This window comes from Methylobacterium endophyticum, assembly GCF_050591105.1.
Lineage (GTDB): Bacteria > Pseudomonadota > Alphaproteobacteria > Rhizobiales > Beijerinckiaceae > Methylobacterium.
In genome coordinates, this window is record NZ_JBNHES010000020.1 from 29,532 (window position 1) to 48,815 (window position 19,284).

The window sequence follows — 19,284 nt, forward strand, 5'->3', positions numbered from 1 at the left end:
CGAAAAATCACTGCGTTGCACGGTCGCGCAAGGTGAAGTTGCAGCTTCGGTAGAGGTTGTCTATCACCCGAGAGACACACTGCGGATCAAAGCAGCAACCGGCCGGGAATCCGGCGAACTAAAGCCTGCCTGAGACCGCCCGAGGGGGGACTGCCATGGACCGCGAATCGCCCATCACGGCCACGGAGGCCGTGCTCGACGACGCTCACCCCGCCGCTTGGACGGGCGAGGGCCGCGGAGCGCCGGGCACCCCCAAGCCGCAATCCCCGGTGATGGCCTGGAACGAGTGGGACCCGCTGGAGGAGGTCATCGTCGGCTCTCTCGACGGTGCCACCATCCCGACGCACCACCTCACGGTGATCTTCAACCTGCCGCGCGCGGCGCAGCCCTTCTACCGCTTCGCCTCCGGGTGGAAGTATCCGAAGTTCATGAAGAAGCTCGCCCAGCAGGAGCTCGACAACTTCATCTCCATCCTCGCCGGAGAGGGCGTGAAGGTCCGCCGTCCCGACACGGTGGATTTCTCGCGCAAGTACAAGGCGCCGCGCTGGTCCTCGCGCGGGTTCTGCGTGGCCTGCCCGCGCGACCCGTACCTCGTCATCGGCGACGAGATCATCGAGAGCCCGATGTGCTGGCGCTCGCGCTACTTCGAGGGCGACGCCTACCGCTCGCTCTTCAAGGAGTATTTCCGGGCCGGCGCGCGCTGGACCTCGGCGCCGCGTCCGCAGCTCACGGACGAGCTCTACAACTACGACTACCGGGTGCCGAACCTGAAGGCCGGCGAGCCCATGCAGTTCACCGTCAACGAGTTCGAGCCGGTCTTCGACGCGGCGGATTTCGTGCGCTGCGGGCGGGACCTGTTCGTCACCCGCTCGAACGTGACCAACCTGATGGGCATCGAGTGGCTGCGCCGCCATCTCGGGCCTGGCTTCCGCATCCACGAGATCGAGAGCCGCTGCCCGCAGCCGATGCATATCGACTCGTCCTTCATGCCGCTGGCGCCGGGCAAGGTGCTGGTCAACCCGGACTATATCGACGTCGAGAAGTTGCCGGCCGTGCTCAAGACCTGGGACGTGCTGATCGCGCCGCGCCCCGATCCGGTCTCCGGCTTCATGAGCAAGATCTCGATGTGCTCGCCCTGGACCTCGATCAACGTCCTCGCCATCGACGAGAAGAAGATCGTCGTCGACGCCAGCCAGCCGACGCTGATCAAGGCGCTGAAGGACTGGGGGTTCGATCCGATCCCGGCGCCGTTCCTGTCCTACGGCCCGTTCGGCGGCTCCTTCCATTGCGCCACCCTCGACGTGCGCCGGCGCGGCCCGCTCAAGTCCTATTTCTGAGGCGCGGCCCCTCGCGAAATCGCAGCGAAAGACCGGGGATACCGAAGGACATCCCGATCGCGCCGCTCTGTTGTTGCCGTTTCCTTAAGGAGGGGGCCGGCTATGTCCCGCGGCGGGTGCGGCAATGCCGAATCTTGACGTTGCCGGTCCGACACAGCCCTTCCGCAATCCGGTCGCCGCCGCAGGATCAGGCGTGCGGTTGTGACCGTATGTGTCCATACTCTCGGCGATCCCGTGCAAGGAAGATTCATGGATTCGCCCCTGTCGGCCCGTTCGATCGCATGCGCCGCCGCCCTCTCCGCCGTTCTCGGCACGGGGAGCGTGAAGGCCGCCGACATGCCGATGGCCGCCCAGCCGCCCGTCTTCACCCAGGTCGACCAGAACCTCTGGATCGTCACGATCACCGGCAACGTGCAGGCCACGCCGCGCTATCCGGGATCGGGCGACTACACCGGCATCGGCTACCCCTCCGCGAGCATCCGTCCGGCCGGGACGCCGGCGCGCTTCTCGGCCCCCGATGACGGCATCAGCTTCTCGCTCTACGACGGCCCGAACTTCCGCATCGGGCCGACCGCGCGCTACGTGCCGGGCCGCTACTACGGCGACGACCGCCGGCATCTCTTCGGCCTGCGCGATGCCCGCTTCGCCATCGAGCCGGGCGTGTTCGCCGAGTTCTACCCGGTCGAATGGCTGCGCGCCCGCGCCGAGCTGCGGCACGGCACCATCGGCCATCACGGCTTCGTCGGGTCCATCGGACTCGACGTGATCCAGCCGGTCGGCGCCTTCCGCGTCTCGATCGGGCCGCGCTTCAATTTCGGCGACGAGTCCTTCGCCCGGCGCTATTTCGGGGTGCTGCCGGTCGAGGCCTTCGTCAACGGGCGCCTGACGGCCTTCCGGCCCGACAGCTTCACCACCGTGGGCGCGCTCGGCGCCGTCACCTACCGCTTCAACGAGCAGTGGGCGGCCACCGGCTATGTCGGCTACAACCGCATCGTCGGCTCCTCGGCCGACAGCCCGCTCCTGAAGCGCGGTTTCGGCACGCCGAACCAGTTCACCTTCGGCGCAAAGGTCGACTACTCCTTCACGATGCCCGCCCTGTTCTGAGGCGGGACGCCGGACCGGCCCGGAGCCGGCCGGCACGCGGGAGATCCGAGCGGTGGCGGACGCGGACGCGCCGGGACCCGAGCGACGCGGCGTCCTCACCACGCTCCAGGCCGGGCGGGCGCTCGCCGCGCTCGCCGTCGTCGCCTACCACTCGGCCATCGCGACGCAGGATTTCGCCGGGCGGATGCCGGAGGGCGTCTTCCGCGTGCTGGAGCGGGGCACTTTCGGCGTCGATTTCTTCTTCGTCCTCAGCGGTTTCATCATCCTGCACGCCCATGGCCGCGACCCCGCCGGCACGCGCGCGGCCCGCGCCTATGCCTGGAAACGGCTGCGGCGCATCTACGTGCCCTACCTGCCGGTCTCGCTGGGGCTGATCGGGCTCTACCTCACCTTGCCCTCGCTCTCCGCCAGCGGGCGCGACTGGGGGCTGCTGACCTCGCTGACGCTGATCCCGACGGGGCTGCCGCCGGCACTCGCCGCCGCCTGGACGCTCGAGCACGAGATGCTCTTCTACGCGCTCTTCCTGGCGTCCTATTTCGTGCGGCCCTTCGCGGTCGTCGTCGCGGCCTGGGTCGGGCTGATCCTTCTCGGCATGCTGGCGGGGCTGCACACGCCCTATGCCGCGCCGACCCTGCTGAGCCTGTTCTCGCCGATCAATGTCGAGTTCGTCGCCGGCATGCTCGCCGCCGCCGCCCTGCCGCGCCTGCCGGCCGGCTGGGCGCTGCCCTGCATCGTCGCCGGATTGCTCGGGCTTACGGCGTTCTTCGGGCTCGGCGTCGATCCGGCGGGCCCGTTGCGCATGAGCTTCGGCTTCGCCGTCGCCCTCGTGGTGCTCGGCGCCGCGCGCCTGGAGACGCAGGGCCGGACCGCGGCGCCCGCCGGCCTGATCCTGCTCGGCAACGCCTCCTATGCGATCTACCTCGTCCACAACCCGCTCGCCTCGCTCGGCGCCCGGATCGCGGGACGGTTCGAGCCGCTGCGCTCCTGGCCGGCGAGCCTGGCGCTGTGCATCGGGCTTGGCGTGGCCTGCGGCCTCGCCTACCACGTCGCCTGGGAGAACCCGGCGCTCAAGCGGCTCGGACGGCGCCGGGGCGCGAACCCCGGCGTGTCGCCTCAGTAGAGACCGCCGGCCTGGGCGGCGCGGTCGGCATCCGGCGGCACGGCGGCCGGCGCGGAGGGCTGGGCCACGTAGGCGTCGGGAGGCGCGGTGCCGGGCTTGAAGGCTTCGAGGATGGTGCCGCCGCCCTCGCCCGAGCCGGCGCGCATGCCCGAGGCCACGTTGACCCGGATCAGCTTGATGCCCGGCGGCACGCGGAAGGGCGTCGGCGGCTTGTCCTTGAGGGCCTGCTTCAGGAAGTCGAGGGCGATGGGCGCGGCCAAGCCGCCGCCGGTGGCGCGGTCGCCGAGAGAGCGCGGCTTGTCGAAGCCGAGATAGACGCCCACCGCCAAGTCCGGCGAGAAGCCCACGAACCACGCGTCCTTGGCGTCGTTGGTGGTGCCGGTCTTGCCGGCGAGCGGCTTGCCGATCTGCTTGAGGATCGTCGCGGTGCCGCGCTGGACCACGCCCTCCATGATCGAGACCATCTGGTAGGCGGTGAGCGGGTCGAGCACCTGCTCGGAATCGTCCACCAGCTTCGGCTCGTCCTGGCCCGACCACTTCTCCGCGTCGCAGCCGATGCACTTGCGGCCGTCGTGACGGTAGATGGTCTCGCCGGTGCGGTCCTGGATGCGGTCGATCAGCGTCGGCCGGATGCGGCGGCCGCCGTTGTCGAGCATCGAATACGCCGAGACCATGCGCATGACCGTGGTCTCGCCGGCGCCGAGCGACATCGGCAGCACCGGCAGCAGGTCGTCGTAGACGCCGAAGCGGCGGGCGTATTCCGCGATGAGCGGCATGCCGACGTCCTTGGCGAGGCGCACGGTCATCAGGTTCTTCGAGTGCTCGATGCCGTAGCGCAGCGTATGCGGCCCGCCGGACTTGCCGTCGTAGTTCGAGGGCGTCCACGCCTCCTGTCCCGGCCCCGCCTCGATGGTGATGGGCGAGTCCTGCACGATGGAGGACGGGGTGTAGCCGTTGTCGAGCGCGGCCGAGTAGACGATCGGCTTGAACGAGGAGCCCGGCTGGCGCATCGCCTGCGTGGCGCGGTTGAACTCGCTCTCGTCGAAGGAGAAGCCGCCGACCATGGCGTGCACGCGGCCCGTATAGGGGTCCATGGCGACGATGGCGCCGGAGATCTCCGGCTTCTGGCGCAGGCGGAAGCGGCCCTGGCCGCCATCCATGGCCTCGACATAGACGACGTCGCCGGGCGAGACGGCGGAGGCCGCCGAGCGGCCGGTCCATTTCAGGCCCTCGGCCGGGATGATGCCGGTCTCGCGCTCCTTCGAGATGGCGCCGCCGGCCTCGCGCTTGGGCTGGAGCCCGATCTGCACGCCGCCGCCGCTGGCGGAGAGCACCACGGCGAGCCGCCAGGGCGCGATGTCGCCGAGCGCCGGCACTTCCGAGGCCGCCTGCCCCCAGTCGCGGCCGGTGAGGTCGACCTTCGTCGTCGCGCCGCGCCAGCCGTGGGACTGGTCGTAGCGCACGAGCCCGTCGACCAGCGCCTTGCGGGCCCAGGCCTGCATCTTCGGATCGACGGTGGTGCGCACCGAGAGGCCGCCCTCGTAGAGCTTCTTCTCGCCGTAGCGCTCGGAGATCTCGCGGCGCACCTCCTCGGTGAAGTAGTTGGCGTTGGCCGCGTTCGGGAAGGCGACGCGCGGGTTGACGCCGAGCGGCATCTTCTTGGCGGCGTCGGCCTCCTCCTTGGTGATGTAGCCGTTCTCCGCCATCAGGCGGATGATCTCGTTGCGGCGGTCGAGGGCCGCCTGCGTCTTGCGGTAGGGGTGGTAGTTGTTCGGCCCCTTCGGCAGGGCGGCGAGATAGGCCGCCTCGTTGATCGTCAGCTCGTGGACGGACTTGCCGAAGTAGTCCAGCGCGGCCGCCGCGACGCCGTGCAGGTTGCGGCCGGGAACGATGGTGCCGAGGAAGATCTCGTTGAGATAGAGCTCGAGGATCTTGTCCTTCGAATAGGCCGACTCGATCCGCAGCGCGATCAGCGCCTCCTTGATCTTGCGATCGTAGGTCTGCTCGGAGGAGAGCAGGAAGTTCTTCGCCACCTGCTGCGTGATGGTCGAGGCGCCCTGCTTCTTGCCGCTCTTGGCGTTGGTGAGCACGGCACGCACGATGCCCTCGGGATCGATGCCGCCATGCTTGTAGAAGTTCTTGTCCTCGGCCGAGAGGAAGGCCGCGACGACGATCTTCGGCATCGCCTGGATCGGCAGATAGAGCCGCCGCTCGCGGGCGTATTCGGCCAGCAGAGACCCGTCCGAGGCATGGACGCGGGTCATCACCGGCGGCTCGTAATTGGCGAGCGCGGCGTGGTCCGGCAGGTCGCGGCTGTACTTCCAGTAGAAGAACGCCCCGGCAGCGGCCAGCAGCACGAAGATGACCGCGCCGGCGCTGAACAGGAAGCCGAAGAAACGAAGGATGAGGCGCATCCGGGGTCCCGTCAGTCGATTGGTGCGGCTTGCGCCCGACGGTGCTCGAACGACGCGTTCGATCCTTCGGCGGGCCGTGTCGGCCCTGTCCGACGCGGGAGGATCGCGCGTCGCGAACGGGGCCTTCGCATGCCCCGTAACGACACCGCTTCTATGGTGAAACTGGGGCGATGGACGCCGCCTTGCGCGGCGGCCCGGACGGGCGCCCGAGGGTGGCGCGGTTGGTGAAGAACTGGTCCACCGCCTTGGCCATGGAGCCCGTCACCGACTCGCGCCACTCCTGCGACTGGAGCAGGTCGAGGTCGCGCTTGCTCGACAGGTAGCCGAGTTCGACGAGCACGCTCGGCACGTCGGGGGAGCGCAGCACCACGAAGCCCGCCTCGCGGTGCGGCTTGCCGCTCATCTCCATCACCGGGCCGATCTGGCCCATCAGGGTCCGGGCGAAGCCGGCGGAGAAGCCGCGCGTCTCGCGCAGGGTCAGTTCCTGGAGGATGTCGGCGACGTCGGTGGGCGGCGCGGCCGAATCCGTGCCGGCGGCGGCGTCCGCCTTGTTCTCGCGGTCGGCGAGCTTGGCGGATTCGGCGTCGGTCGCCTTCTCCGACCCCGTGTAGATCGTGGCGCCGCGCACCTGCGGCGCGGCCGAGATCGAATCGGCATGGATTGAGATGAACAGGTCGGCCTTCGCCTCGCGCGCGATGCGCACCCGCTCGCCCAGCGGCACGAACACGTCGCGGTCGCGGGTCATACGCACCCGGTAGCGGCCGTAGGATTCGAGCCGGGCGACGAGCGCCTGGGCGAAGCCGAAGACGATGTCCTTCTCGAACACCCCGGTGGAGGCGATGGCGCCGGGATCGGTGCCGCCATGGCCGGCGTCGATCATCACCAGGGGGCGGGAATCGGCGGGCTCCGCCGCGAGGGACTTGCGCAGCGCCGGCAGCGGATCGCTCGCCACCGCCGCCTTGCGGAACGCCTCGCGGTCGGCCCTCTGGAACTCGATCGAGAGCAGGGTGGCACCGTCGCGCTGCCGGGCCACGGTCTCGATCTTCCCGACTGTCGCGGGACCGGCGAGGTCGACGACGACGCGCGAGCGCCCCGGCGCGAACAGCCCGTAACGGAAGGACTGCACCAGCCCCTCGCGGCGGCGCCCGGTCTCGGCGTCGACCTGGAAGTTCACCTCGGCGAGGTCGATCACCGCCCGATCCGGCCGCTCCATGACGAAGGCGCGGGCCTCGACGGGCTTCGAGAGCGTGAAGGTCAGCTTGGTGGCGCCGTTCGCACCCGCGGTCAGGTCGGCGGCGATGGCGACGGCGGCGTTGCGGTTGCGCTCGCCGTCCTGCGCGCCGGCGGGGCACGCCGCCAGAAGGCTCAGCGCGAGCAGCAGGCACCGGAACGGGCGGGCGCGTGTCGGCATCGTCGGGCAGCCGTCTCCCATCGACCGTCGGCCGGGCGGCACCCGGACGAGGCGGAATCGGCTCTAGGGCATGGAGCCGCGATGGTTAACAGCCGGTTTCCGGCCACGCTGCGTTCGATCGGGCCCTGTGTCCGGTGCGCGACACCGGCCGGGGCGGGCCCTCAGCCCTCGCCGCGCGCGAGGCGCAGGAGGTTCTTGCCGTAGTTCGTCTTGGCGAAGAGCTCGCCGCGCGCGACGAGCTGCTCGCGGCCGATGAAGCCCTGGAGATAGGCGATCTCCTCGAGACACGCGACCTGGAGGCCCTGCCGGTTCTGGAGGGTACGCACGAACTCGGAAGCCTCCAGCAGGCTGTCATGCGTGCCGGTGTCGAGCCAGGCATAGCCCCGGCCCATCCGCTCCACATGCAGCTTGCCGGCCTGGAGATAGGCTTCGTTGACGGAGGTGATCTCCAGCTCGCCGCGCGGCGACGGCGTCACGGCGGCGGCGATGTCGAGCACCGCGTTGTCGTAGAAATACAGGCCCGTGACGGCCCACTGGGATTCGGGCTTGGCCGGCTTCTCGACGATCTTCGTCGCCCGGCCCTGTCCGTCGAGGCTGACGACGCCATAGGCTTCCGGGTTCTCGACATGGTAGCCGAACACCGTCGCGCCCTCCTTGCGGGCGGCGGCGCGGGCCAGCAGCTCGCCCATGCCGGCGCCGAAGAACAGGTTGTCGCCGAGGATCAGCGAGACCGGATCGGAGCCGACGAAGTCGCGCCCGATCACGAAGGCCTGCGCGAGACCCTCGGGCCTCGGCTGCACGGCGTAGGAGAATTGCAAGCCGAACTGCTCGCCGCTGCCGAACAGGCGGCGGTAGTTGTCGAGATGCTCAGGGCTCGAGATGATCAGGATCTCGCGGATGCCGGCCAGCATCAGCACCGAGACCGGGTAGTAGATCATCGGCTTGTCGTAGACCGGCAGCAGCTGCTTGTTGATCGACAGCGTCGCCGGATGGAGCCGCGTGCCCGAACCGCCTGCGAGGACGATACCCTTCATGCGCGTCACGCTCCCACGCCGCCGACCTGCCCCATGTCCCCCGGCGCGCCCATCAGGCGGTCGAGGATGTCGTCGAGGGCGTCCTGCCAGGGCCGGGGCCGGATGCCGTAGGCTTCGCCTAAGCTCGCCGTGTCGAGGCGCGAATTCGCCGGGCGCCGGGCCGGGGTCGGATAGGCCGAGGTCGGGATGCCGTCCACGGGCACGCTGCGTCCGCCCCGGCGCGCACCGCCGGCCACGATGGCGCGGGCGAACCCGCACCAGGTCGTATGCCCGGCATTGACGCAATGGAACGTGCCCGTGGGCGCGGCCTCGTCGCGGGCGAGCCGCAGGGCGATGCCGGCGCAGGCGGCGGCGAGATCGGCGGCCGAGGTCGGGCAGCCCTGCTGGTCGTCGACCACGGTGAGTTTGTCGCGCTCGCCGGCGAGACGCAGCATCGTCTTGACGAAGTTGCCCCGGTGCGGGCTCACCACCCAGGCAGTGCGCAGGATGGCGTGGCGCGGGTTGGCGGTGCGCACCGCCATCTCCCCGGCGGCCTTGCTGGCCCCGTAGACGCTCTTCGGATTGACGGGAGCGTCGGGCAGATAATCGCCCTCCCCCGAGCCGTCGAAGACATAGTCCGTCGAGACATGGACCAGCGGGATCTTCCTGGCCGCAGTCGCGGCGGCGAGATAGGCGGGTGCCAGCGCGTTCAGGCGCCATGCGGCGCCGACATCGCTCTCGGCCTTGTCGACGGCGGTATAGGCGGCGGTGTTGATGACCGCGCCCCAATCCCGCCCGGCGATGAGCGCGGCCACCGCCACCTCGTCGGTGATGTCGAGGGCGGTCCGCTCCGGCGCGTGGGGCTGCACGCCCTCGGGCCAGGCGAGCGCGCGCAGCTCCGTGCCGACCTGCCCGCCGCCGCCGAGGATGAGGATGTCCATGCGGCTCACGCGCCCTTCGCCGGCGACAGCCCGAGGCGCTCGCCAGTGTAGCGGCCCTCGCGGATCGGCCGCCACCAGGATTCGTTGTCGAGATACCAGCGCACGGTATCCTCCAGCGACTGCTCGAAGGTCCGGGCCGGCACGTAGCCGACCTCGCGCTCCGACTTAGACGGGTCGATGGCGTAGCGCCGGTCGTGGCCCGGCCGGTCGGCGACGAAGTTGATCAGCCGCTCATGCGGCGCGCTCTCGGGCCGCAGCCGGTCGAAGGCCGCGCAGAGGGCCTTCACCACCGCGAGGTTGTTCCTCACCGAGCGGCCGCCGAGCAGGTAGGTCTCGCCCACCGTGCCCCGCTCCAGCACCGCCACGAGGCCGCGCGCATGGTCCTCGACATGGATCCAGTCGCGCTCGTTCAGCCCGTCGCCGTAGACCGGCAAAGGCTTCCCCTCCAGCGCGTTGAGGATCATCAGCGGGATGAGCTTCTCGGGGAAGTGGCGCGGCCCGTAGTTGTTGGAGCAGTTCGTCACCAGCACCGGCAGGCCGTAGGTCTCGTGCCAGGCCCGCGCCAGATGGTCGGAAGCCGCCTTCGAGGCCGAGTAGGGCGAGCGCGGATCGTAGCGGCTGTCCTCGGTGAAGAAGGCGTCCGGCGGCAGCGAGCCGTAGACCTCGTCCGTGGAGACGTGGAGGAAGCGGAACGCGTCCTTCTCCGCGCCTTGCAGCGTGGCGTAATGGGCGCGGGCGCCGTCGAGCATCACCTGCGTGCCGACGACGTTGGTGCGGATGAAGGCGCCTGGCCCGGTGATCGAGCGGTCGACATGGCTCTCGGCGGCCAGATGCATCACCGCCTGCGGCTTGAACTCGGCGAAGGCGCGGCCCACCGCCTCGGCATCGCAGATGTCGCCCTTGACGAAGCGGTGCTTCGGGTCGGCGTCCAGCGGCTGAAGCGAGATCGGGTTCGCCGCATAGGTCAGCGCGTCGAAGGTCAGCACCTCGTGGCCGAGGTCGCGCACCAGATGCAGGACGACCGCGGACCCGATGAAGCCGCAGCCGCCGGTGACGAGGATGCGCATCGCGGGACCTTCCTTCAAAACACGTCGCCGAGATCGGCAAGGCGCGGCGCGCGCTTGTCCTTGTCGGACAGGATCGCCTCTTCGGCCGAGACCGGCCAGTCGATGCCGATCTCGGGGTCGTTCCAGATCAGGGCCCGGTCGTGGGCGGGGCTGTAATAGGCGTCGACCTTGTAGGCCACCATGGTGTCCGGCACCAACGTGCAGAAGCCGTGGGCGAAGCCGGCCGGCACGTAGAGCTGCTCGCCGCCCTCCGCGTCGAGCCGCACCGCCACATGCCGTCCGAAGGTCGGCGAGGCGCGGCGCAGGTCCACCGCCACGTCGAGGATGGCGCCGGAAAGCACCCGAACGAGCTTGGTCTGCGCGGCCGGCGCGAGCTGGAAATGCAGGCCCCGCAGTGTCCCGGCGGGCTTCGAGAAGGACTGGTTGTCCTGCACGAAGGCGATGTCGATGCCGTGCTGCGCCAGAACGTCCGCCCGGAAGGTCTCGGAGAACCAGCCCCGGTCGTCCCCGTGACGCTTCGGGATCACCCGCTTGACCGCGGGAATCGCCGTGTCGATCACCTGCATGTGAGCCCCTTCCCGGCGTGCCGCGGCGAGCCCGATGGGTCGCGCCGACGGTTCGGAGCGCGGCATTCAAGCCATTCCGCGAGGTTGTCAAGGCAAAGGCAGGCCGGCGCTCTTGAGGGCGACGGCGGATCATCAATAAAACCGGAAGTTGCCTGCGGGCGGCGGCGATGTTCTTCCCGATCCTCACATTCGCCGTTTTCGCCCGGCAGGTGGCGGCCGAGGCGGCGGACCTGTTTATCGGAAGGGCGCGCGTGATCCGGTTCGAGAACGTGACCAAGATCTACCGGACGGACGGCCATCGCCGCACCATCCTGGAGAAGGTCTCGCTCACCCTGAAGGCGGGGATCAGCTACGGCATCCTCGGCATCAACGGCGCCGGCAAGTCGACCACCATGCGCCTCATCGGCGGCACCGAGGAGGCGACCAGCGGGCGCATCAAGCGGGGCCTGCGGGTGTCCTGGCCGCTCGGCTTCGGCGGCGGCTTCCACCCGATGATGACCGGCCGCGACAACGTCATCTTCGTCGCCCGCATCTACGGCGAGAACCCGAAGCGCGTGCTGGAGTTCGTCGAGGACTTCGCCGAGCTCGGCAGCTATCTCGACGTCCCCATCCGCACCTACTCGTCGGGCATGGGCGCGCGCCTCGCCTTCGGCATGAGCATGGCGATCCCGTTCGATTGCTACCTCATCGACGAGGTCACGGCGGTGGGCGACGCGCGCTTCCAGAAGCGCTGCAACGAGGCCTTCGCGGCCCGGCGCGAGAACGCCGACGTCATCATAGTCTCGCACGACATGGAGACGATCCGGCACTGGTGCACGCAAGGCATCGTGCTCCTCAACGGACGCGCCATCATCTACGAGAACGTCGACGACGCCATCGAGGTGTATCGGCGGCTGAACGCGTGACGCCCTTCCCTCGGACACGGTTTCGCCGCGTGCGGGTGGCAGGGCTGGGCACGACCGTCGCGGGGCGCGCCGGTCGGGACGAACGGCAGGGCCGATGAACGTCGAGATCCGCAATCCTCAAGGGCAGGCCGTCAGCACGGCGGACCGCTCGGCGGCGGTCGCCGAATCGCTGCGCCAGATCGCGCGCGTCTCCCGCTTCGTCGACCGCAAGAAGGGCATCCGCTCCTATCAGAGCCATGTGAAGAGCGACCCCTGGGTCCCGGTGCTCTTCGCGCTCTGCTTCGTGCTGCCGACGCTGGCCGGCGCGCTCTATTTCGGGCTGATCGCCTCGGACCGCTACGTCACCGAGGCGCGCTTCGCCCTGCGGCCGGCCATCGGCACCGTCGACAAGGCGGCGCCGGATGCGGTCGGCACCAATGCGGGCGTCCCGCACCAGATGGTCGCCCAGGATTCGCTCATCGTCTACAACTACGTCCTCAGCCGGACGATGGTGGAGGTGGTCGGCGCGAAGCTGCCGCTCAAGGACATGTTCGGCCGGAGCAGCATCGACTACCTGTCGCGCTTCGACACGGAAGAGCCGATCGAGAAGCTGCTCAAGTACTGGCGCAAGCGCGTCGACGTCGACATCGAGCAGGGCTCGGGCATCATCTCGGTCACGGTGAACGCCTTCGATCCAGCGGAGTCCCTCGCGATCACCAAGGCGATCATGGCCGAGGCCGAGCGCATGGTGAACGCGCTGACCAACGACGCGCGCAACGACGCGCTCGCGGAAAGCACGCGGGAGCTGAAGCTCGCCGAGGACCGCCTCGCCCGCATCCGCGTGGCGGTGCGCGACCTGCGCAACCGGGACGGCGTGCTCGACGCGCAGAAATCCAACGAATCGAACCTCAAGGTCGTCGGCGAGCTGCGCGCGAACCGGATCAAGCTCGCCGTCGAGCTCGCCCTGTCCTCGCGCGACCTCGCCCCGGAATCGCGCCGCATCCAGGACATGAAGGCGCAGATCAAGGATCTCGACGACAACATCGCCCGGATCGAGAACCAGTCCGCCAGCACCGACCCGGAGCGCAAGCGGCTCCTCTCCGACGCGCTCACGCGCTTCGAGGCCCTCGATACCGAGCGCAAGGACGCCGAGAAGTACTACGCCAAGGTGCTCGTCGCGAGCGAGCGGGCGCGCATCATCGCCGAACGGCAGATCGAGTTCTTCAATCTCGTGGTGCAGCCGGTGATGGCCGAATCCTCGCAGCAGCCGCGCCGCCTGCTGATGATCAGCCTCGTCGCCGCCGGCGCCGCCGTGCTGTTCGCCGCCGCCCTGTTCGCCCGCAAGCAGATGACCTGAGCGGCCGGTTCGGCCCCGCGCCTGCGGAGAACACTCCTCGTTCACGCCTTCGACGGCGCACGCTGTTCGCGATCCGAAGGAGCGCGCCATCGGCGCCCGAATCGGATTGCGTTCGCCCCGCTCACTCGGTTGACGGCGGCTTCCGTCGGAGCGTGGCCGTGAGGCGGCCCTTCGGCTTGCGGGTGACGATCGCGGCGTCGATCGAGCCCCGTTCCGGCCGCGCGTTAACGTCCCGCTAACCCTGCGCCCGGCAAATCTTGCCGGGTCCGCGCGGCGCGGCGAGGGCTTGTCTGGGCATGGCGGAGACGGCGACCGCGAAGAGCGGCATCGGTGGGGCGCTGGCGGGCCTCGGCGCGCTCCAGATGCCCAACCGCGAGAGCCTCAACGCGCTCTCGAAGCGCTCCGACCTGTTCTTCGCCACCGCCGTGATGGGCATCCTCACGGTGCTCATCTTCCCGCTGCCGGCGATCCTGCTCGACCTGATGCTCGCGGTGTCGATCATCATCTCGGTGCTGATCATGATGACGGGCCTGTTCATCGACAACCCGCTCGAGTTCACCGTCTTCCCGACGCTTCTGCTCGTCGCCACCCTGCTGCGGCTGGCGCTGAACCTCGCCTCGACGCGCCTCATCCTCGGCCACGGACACGAGGGCACGGCGGCCGCCGGCCACGTCATCGAAGCCTTCGGCAACTTCGTGATGGGCGGCAACTTCGTCATCGGGATCATCGTCTTCGCGATCCTCATCATCGTGAACTTCGTCGTCATCACGAAGGGCTCGGGCCGCATCGCCGAGGTCGCGGCGCGCTTCACCCTCGACGCCATGCCCGGCAAGCAGATGGCCATCGACGCCGACCTCTCGGCCGGCCTCATCGACGAGAAGGTCGCCAAGGCCCGGCGCGCGGCGCTGGAGGAGGAATCCTCGTTCTTCGGCGCCATGGATGGCGCCTCCAAGTTCGTGCGCGGGGACGCGGTCGCGGCGCTGCTCATCACCTTCATCAACGTGGTGGGCGGCATCATCATCGGCGTCGCCCAGCAGGGCATGCCCATCGGCGCGGCGGCCAAGAGCTACACGCTGCTGACCATCGGCGACGGCCTCGCCAGCCAGGTGCCGGCGCTGATCGTCTCGACGGCGGCCGGCATCCTCGTCTCGAAGGCCGGCGTGAAGGGCTCGGCCGACAAGGCGCTCGGCAAGCAGCTCGCCAACTACCCGAAGGCGCTCGGCATGTCGGCCGGCGTCATGGTGCTGATCGCGCTGCTGCCCGGCATGCCGATGCTGCCCTTCCTGACGCTCGCCGCCGGCGCCGGCTACGCCGCCTGGAAGATCTCGAAGACCGCCGGGGCCGCCGCCGCCGTCGTCGCCGAGACCGCCACGGCGGAAGCCGCCACCGCCGCGGCGGCCAAGGAGGAGACGGTCACGGACCTCCTCAAGCTCGACGACCTCAAGCTCGAGATGGGCTACGCGCTCCTCGCCCTCGTGAACGGCGAGGGCCAGGACCGGCTCACCGACCAGATCCGGGCGCTGCGCCGCCAGCTCGCCGCCGATCTCGGCTTCGTGATGCCCTCGGTGCGCATCCTCGACAACGTGCAGCTCGACGCCAACGCCTATGTGGTGCGGGTCAAGGAGATCGAGGCCGGCACCGGCCAGATCTTCCCCGGCCAGTTCATGGCCATGGACCCCATGGGCGGACAGGTGCAGCTCCCCGGCCAGCACATGATGGAGCCGACCTTCGGGCTGCCGGCCACCTGGATCGACGCGTCCTTGCGCGATCAGGCCCAGCTCAAGGGCTACACGGTGGTCGACGCGGCCACCGTCGTCTCGACGCATCTCACCGAGATCATCAAGAGCCACGTCTCGGAGCTCCTCAACCACGTCGAGGTGCAGAAGCTGCTGCGCGAGCTGCCCAAGGAGCATGGCGAGTTGCTCAAGGAGGTGGTGCCGAGCCAGATCTCCACCACCGGCATCCAGCGCGTGCTCCAGTTCCTGCTGGCCGAGCGCGTCTCGATCCGCGACCTCGGCTCCATCGTCGAGGGCATCGCGGAGGTCGCGGGCAGCGTGAAGAACCCGCGCGACATCGTCGAGCATGTCCGCGCCCGGCTCGGCCGCCAGATCTGCGCCCAGTACCAGGGCCATGACGGCACGCTGCCGATCATCACCATGGGGCCCGCCTGGGAGCAGGCATTCCTCGATTCCATCGTCGGCGAGCGCGAGGAGCGCTACCTCGCCATGCAGCCCTCGAAGCTCTCCGAGTTCGTGAACACCGTGCGCGACCGCTTCGAGACCGCCGCGCGCATGGGCGAGATGCCGGTGCTCGTCACCTCCCAGCAGACGCGGCCCTTCGTGCGCTCGATCATCGAGCGCTTCCGCCGCGAGACGCCGGTGATGAGCCAGGCCGAGATCCACCCCCGCGCGAGACTGCGCACGGTCGGGTCGGTGTGATTGCTGTCGCGGCAAAGAAAAAGGCGCGCCGTTGCCAGCGCGCCGAAGGGCTTGTTGAGACAACTCTCGGGAGGAGAGTTAACGAAACCTTAACAGGAATTTCGCATCTGCAAAAGTGCATTCACTATGCAATGCTGGGCTATTCTCTGCCGAGAACGCTCGGCACCCCCGCGCCGAACGCATTGCCGAATTGTCCTCACGCCGCCGCTATGCGCCTCACGCGCTCCGGCATCACCCTGCTTCCGAACGGTGCCGCCGCGATGAGTCGGCGCAGGCGCTCCACGTCGGCGAGGTTGCCGGACAGGAGATCGGTGACGTCGCCGTCGACGATGGCATCGACATGCCGGCAGCGCCGCGCATTGCGCCCGGCGAGGCAGGAGCAGCGCAGATACAGGCCGAACGGACGCCGCTCCAGGGCGATGGCGTAGCGGTTGCCCGTGCTGCCGCGCATGGCGAAGGCGAGATCGGGCTCCGGGGCCGCCCGCTCCGCACGAGCGGCGGCGACGGCGCGGGCCGAGACGGCTCCCGGCCTTTCCCGAGGCGGCGGCGGCCCGGCTGGCACCGCCGTGACCGGCATGCCGAGCGCGTGGGTCAGCCCGAGCACCCCGTCGGCGCCGGTCTCGCGGACGGCGGCCAGCGCGATCTCGGCGCAGGCATAAGCGTCCTCGCCGGCATCGTGATGGCTGAAGCGGATGCCGAGCCGGCCCGCGACCTTGCCGAGCCCGCACCCTGCCGGATCGGGGAAGACGCGCCGCGCGATCTGGAGCGTGCAGAGATAGGCGAGCCCCGGCACCGGCAGCCCGTAGGCGCCAAGCGAGGCGCGCAGCACGCCGATATCGAAACCCGCGTTATGCGCGAGGATCAGCCCGCGCGAGAGATCGGGCAGGAACTCGGCCATGGCGTCGGGGAATTCGGGCGCGTCGCGCACATCCGCCGGCAGGATGCCGTGGATGCGGATGTTCCCCGGCGAGAAGCGCATCTCGGAAGGCCGGATCAGGCGCGATTCCCGCCGCACCACGGCGCCCCCCTCGATCCAGGCGAGCCCCACCGCGCAGGCGCTGTCGCGCCGCTCGTTGGCCGTCTCGAAATCGAGGGCGAGGACCGTCATGCTCTCCGGTGTATGGCCGGCGGAGTCCGCCTTCAAGCATCCGCGACCAGGGCGAGCCACTCGTCCTCCGAGACGACCCTCACCTTCAGGCGCTCGGCGTCCTTGAGCTTCGAGCCCGCGCCGGGGCCGGCCACCACGAGATCGGTCTTGGCCGAGACCGAGCCCGAGACCTTCGCGCCGAGCCGCTCGGCCGTCGCCTTGGCCTCGTTGCGGGTCATCTTCTCCAGCGTGCCGGTGAAGACCAGGGTCTTGCCGGCGAACGCCGCCGCGGCGGCCGCCGATTCCATGGGCTCCACCGTCACCGCCTCGAGGAGGGCGTCGACCGCGGCCGCGTTATGGGGCTCGCCGAAGAAGTCGATCAGGCTTTCGGTAGCCACCGGGCCGATCTCGCCGTCGTCGGCGAGGAAATGGTAGCCCTCGCCCGGCCGCTGCGCCGCCGCCCGCGCGATCGCCGCCTCGATCTCCTCCTCGCTGCCGTAATGGGCGAGCAGATTCTCGCGCTGAGGCGCGCTGAGGCGAAGGCCGAGCCTCCCGCCGCCCGGTCGCTGCTCCTCATCCGATTTCCCGTCCTCCACCTCGTCCTGAGGTGGCGCGCCAGCGGCCTCGGGATGAGGATGCCAGAGGGAAAACGCGGCGATCAGCCGGTCGCGGGTCGTCGGGCCGACGCGGGGCACAGCCGACAGGGCGAGCCAGTCTGGCCCCGGCTGCTGAAGCGCTGCGGCGGCGACGGCCTCCCGTAGCGCCGGCATGTCCGAGAAGCGCTTCGCCAACGCCTTCGCGGTCGATTCGCCGATATGCCGGATGCCGAGCGCGAACAGGAACCGGTTGAGGGGGATGGTTCGCCGCGCGTCGAGCGAGGCGAGCAGGTTACGGATCGCCTTGTCCTCGTCGTCGCCCTTCTTCTTCGCCTTCTTCGGCGCAGGCTCGCCCTCGGCCCGCTTGGCGGCGGACAGCGCCTCACGGCGCTTCACGATCTCGGCCTTCAACGGCTCGAATGCGAGCGCGAAGAGATCCGCCGGCTGGCGCACCAGCCCGGCCTCGAACAGCAGTTCCACATAGGTCTGGCCGAAGCCTTCGAGATCGAAGGCGTTGCGCGAGACGAAGTGCTTGAGCCGCTCCACCCCTTGCGCCGGGCAGATCAGGCCGCCGGTGCAGCGGCGGATCGCGTCGAGCCGGCCGGTCCTCGGGTTCACCTCGCGCACCGCGCGGCTGCCGCAGGCCGGGCAGACATCCGGGAAGACGTAGGGCTTCGCATCGGCCGGGCGCTTGTCGAGGTCGACGTCCATCACCTTCGGGATCACGTCGCCGGCGCGCAGCACCACCACCGTGTCGCCGAAGCGGATGTCGCGGCCCTCGCGGATCGGCTCGCCGTCGCCGCCGACGCCCTGGACGTAACCCTCGTTGTGGAGCGTCGCGTTCGAGACCACGACACCGCCCACCGTGACGGGCCTGAGCCGCGCCAGCGGGTTCAGCGAGCCCGTGCGGCCGACCTGGATGTCGATGGCCTCCACCACCGTGGTGGCCGTCTGCGCGGGGAACTTGTGCGCCAGCGCCCAGCGCGGGCTGCGCGAGACGAAGCCGAGCCGCCGCTGGAGCGCGAGGTCGTCCACCTTGTAGACGACGCCGTCGATATCGTAGCCGAGATCGGGCCGCGCCTCCTCGATGGCGCGGTACTGTGCGAGCATCGCGGACGCGTCCTCGCAGACGGCCATGCGCGGGTTCACCGGCAGGCCCCAGCGCCGGAACCGCTCGATCACGCCGGCCTGCGTGCCTTCGAAGGCGGGGCTCACCTCGCCCCAGGCATAGGCGAAGAAGCGCAGCGGCCGCGAGGCCGTGATGCTCGGGTCGAGCTGGCGCAGCGACCCGGCGGCCGCGTTGCGCGGATTGGCGAAGAGCGGCTTCCCCGCCACCTCCTGCCGCGCGTTGATGGCGGCGAAATCCGCATGCGAGAGATAGACCTCGCCGCGCACCTCGCAGACCGGCGGCACGTCGTCCCCTGTGAGCGTCGCGGGAATGTCGGCGATCTCGCGGGCATTGGCGGTGACGTTCTCGCCGACCTCGCCGTCGCCGCGCGTGGCGGCGGTGACGAGGCGGCCCTCTTCGTAGCGCAGAGAAAGCGACAGCCCGTCGATCTTCGGCTCGGCGGTGAAGGCGAGCGCCCGGTCGGCCGGCCAGTTGAGGAAGCGGCGCACCCGCGCCACGAACTCCTCGACCTCCTCGTCGGCGAAGGCGTTGCCGAGGGAGAGCATCGGCACGACGTGGCGCACCTTCGAGAAGGTGTCGGACGGTTTGGCGCCCACCGAGGCGCTCGCCGGCCCCGTCCCGGCGAGCTCGGGAAAGCGCGCCTCGATGTCCTCGAGCGCACGGCGGAGTCGATCGTACTCCGCGTCGCTCATGATCGGCGCGTCCTCGCCGTGATAGGCGGCATCGGCCTCGACGATCTCGGCGGACAGCGCCGCGTGGCGCTCGCGGGCCTCGGCGGCGGTCATGGCCTCCGGCTCCTCGGCCGGAGCGGGCTTGGCGG

Annotated in this window: 14 protein-coding genes; 6 read left to right on the top strand and 8 right to left on the bottom strand. The window is 69.8% G+C overall.

Annotation, left to right across the window (positions count from 1 at the left end):
- Positions 1-155 precede the first annotated feature (155 nt).
- The 3 genes from ACP56T_RS18890 (at position 156) to ACP56T_RS18900 (ending at position 3,561) form a co-directional block, all read left to right on the top strand.
- Complete coding sequence (locus ACP56T_RS18890) at positions 156-1,337, top strand: amidinotransferase (protein WP_430913714.1); 1,182 nt, start codon at positions 156-158, stop codon at positions 1,335-1,337.
- Positions 1,338-1,586: 249 nt separating this feature from the next.
- Positions 1,587-2,441 carry a MipA/OmpV family protein gene (locus ACP56T_RS18895; RefSeq protein WP_430913715.1) on the top strand — a complete coding sequence of 285 codons (855 nt, stop codon included), beginning with the start codon at positions 1,587-1,589 and terminating at the stop codon, positions 2,439-2,441.
- 52 nt (positions 2,442-2,493) lie between these two features.
- Complete coding sequence (locus tag ACP56T_RS18900; protein ID WP_430913716.1) at positions 2,494-3,561, top strand: acyltransferase family protein; 1,068 nt, start codon at positions 2,494-2,496, stop codon at positions 3,559-3,561.
- Here the strand turns inward: ACP56T_RS18900 and ACP56T_RS18905 are convergent.
- The 6 genes from ACP56T_RS18905 to rfbC form a co-directional block, all read right to left on the bottom strand.
- A complete protein-coding gene (locus ACP56T_RS18905) occupies positions 3,555-5,975 on the bottom strand; it encodes a penicillin-binding protein 1A (RefSeq protein ID WP_430913717.1) in 2,421 nt (806 codons plus the stop codon). The two genes, ACP56T_RS18900 and ACP56T_RS18905, sit on opposite strands and share 7 nt — an antisense overlap.
- Positions 5,976-6,126: 151 nt before the next feature.
- On the bottom strand, positions 6,127-7,386 hold the full coding sequence (locus ACP56T_RS18910) for an N-acetylmuramoyl-L-alanine amidase (protein WP_430913718.1): 1,260 nt from the start codon (positions 7,384-7,386) through the stop codon (positions 6,127-6,129).
- Between the two features lie 161 nt (positions 7,387-7,547).
- Positions 7,548-8,420: a glucose-1-phosphate thymidylyltransferase RfbA gene (rfbA, locus tag ACP56T_RS18915; protein ID WP_430913719.1), complete on the bottom strand. Its 873-nt coding sequence runs from the start codon at positions 8,418-8,420 to the stop codon at positions 7,548-7,550.
- 5 nt (positions 8,421-8,425) lie between these two features.
- Positions 8,426-9,340, bottom strand: a complete 915-nt coding sequence (rfbD, locus tag ACP56T_RS18920) for a dTDP-4-dehydrorhamnose reductase (protein WP_430913720.1) — start codon at positions 9,338-9,340, stop codon at positions 8,426-8,428.
- Between the two features lie 5 nt (positions 9,341-9,345).
- Entirely contained in the window at positions 9,346-10,407 is a 1,062-nt protein-coding gene (gene rfbB, locus ACP56T_RS18925; protein WP_430913721.1) for a dTDP-glucose 4,6-dehydratase, read from the bottom strand.
- A 14-nt stretch (positions 10,408-10,421) separates the two neighbouring features.
- On the bottom strand, positions 10,422-10,973 hold the full coding sequence (gene rfbC / locus ACP56T_RS18930; protein ID WP_430913722.1) for a dTDP-4-dehydrorhamnose 3,5-epimerase: 552 nt from the start codon (positions 10,971-10,973) through the stop codon (positions 10,422-10,424).
- Between the two features lie 251 nt (positions 10,974-11,224).
- Between rfbC and ACP56T_RS18935 the strand changes: the two genes are divergently transcribed.
- The 3 genes from ACP56T_RS18935 to flhA all read left to right on the top strand — a co-directional run bounded on the left by ACP56T_RS18935 (position 11,225) and on the right by flhA (position 15,652).
- Complete coding sequence (locus tag ACP56T_RS18935) at positions 11,225-11,878, top strand: ABC transporter ATP-binding protein (RefSeq protein ID WP_430913723.1); 654 nt, start codon at positions 11,225-11,227, stop codon at positions 11,876-11,878.
- Between the two features lie 94 nt (positions 11,879-11,972).
- Positions 11,973-13,214 carry a KpsE/RkpR family capsule polysaccharide export protein gene (locus ACP56T_RS18940; RefSeq protein ID WP_430913724.1) on the top strand — a complete coding sequence of 414 codons (1,242 nt, stop codon included), beginning with the start codon at positions 11,973-11,975 and terminating at the stop codon, positions 13,212-13,214.
- Between the two features lie 296 nt (positions 13,215-13,510).
- Positions 13,511-15,652: a flagellar biosynthesis protein FlhA gene (gene flhA, locus ACP56T_RS18945; RefSeq protein ID WP_430913725.1), complete on the top strand. Its 2,142-nt coding sequence runs from the start codon at positions 13,511-13,513 to the stop codon at positions 15,650-15,652.
- 196 nt (positions 15,653-15,848) lie between these two features.
- Here flhA and ACP56T_RS18950 read toward each other — a convergent pair whose 3' ends face one another.
- A complete protein-coding gene (locus tag ACP56T_RS18950; RefSeq protein WP_430913726.1) occupies positions 15,849-16,760 on the bottom strand; it encodes a 3'-5' exonuclease in 912 nt (303 codons plus the stop codon).
- 32 nt (positions 16,761-16,792) lie between these two features.
- A complete protein-coding gene (ligA, locus tag ACP56T_RS18955; protein ID WP_430913750.1) occupies positions 16,793-19,249 on the bottom strand; it encodes an NAD-dependent DNA ligase LigA in 2,457 nt (818 codons plus the stop codon).
- Between the last annotated feature and the right edge of the window lie 35 nt (positions 19,250-19,284).

Bases quoted from the DNA above. Each gene is read 5' to 3' on its own strand.
- ACP56T_RS18890 (WP_430913714.1), top strand. From the start codon at position 156: ATGGACCGCGAATCGCCCATCACGGCCACGGAGGCCGTGCTCGACGAC.
- ACP56T_RS18895 (WP_430913715.1), top strand. From the start codon at position 1,587: ATGGATTCGCCCCTGTCGGCCCGTTCGATCGCATGCGCCGCCGCCCTC.
- ACP56T_RS18905 (WP_430913717.1), bottom strand. From the start codon at position 5,975: ATGCGCCTCATCCTTCGTTTCTTCGGCTTCCTGTTCAGCGCCGGCGCG.
- ACP56T_RS18910 (WP_430913718.1), bottom strand. From the start codon at position 7,386: ATGCCGACACGCGCCCGCCCGTTCCGGTGCCTGCTGCTCGCGCTGAGC.
- rfbA (WP_430913719.1), bottom strand. From the start codon at position 8,420: ATGAAGGGTATCGTCCTCGCAGGCGGTTCGGGCACGCGGCTCCATCCG.
- rfbD (WP_430913720.1), bottom strand. From the start codon at position 9,340: ATGGACATCCTCATCCTCGGCGGCGGCGGGCAGGTCGGCACGGAGCTG.
- rfbB (WP_430913721.1), bottom strand. From the start codon at position 10,407: ATGCGCATCCTCGTCACCGGCGGCTGCGGCTTCATCGGGTCCGCGGTC.
- rfbC (WP_430913722.1), bottom strand. From the start codon at position 10,973: ATGCAGGTGATCGACACGGCGATTCCCGCGGTCAAGCGGGTGATCCCG.
- ACP56T_RS18940 (WP_430913724.1), top strand. From the start codon at position 11,973: ATGAACGTCGAGATCCGCAATCCTCAAGGGCAGGCCGTCAGCACGGCG.
- flhA (WP_430913725.1), top strand. From the start codon at position 13,511: ATGGCGGAGACGGCGACCGCGAAGAGCGGCATCGGTGGGGCGCTGGCG.
- ACP56T_RS18950 (WP_430913726.1), bottom strand. From the start codon at position 16,760: ATGACGGTCCTCGCCCTCGATTTCGAGACGGCCAACGAGCGGCGCGAC.
- ligA (WP_430913750.1), bottom strand. From the start codon at position 19,249: ATGACCGCCGCCGAGGCCCGCGAGCGCCACGCGGCGCTGTCCGCCGAG.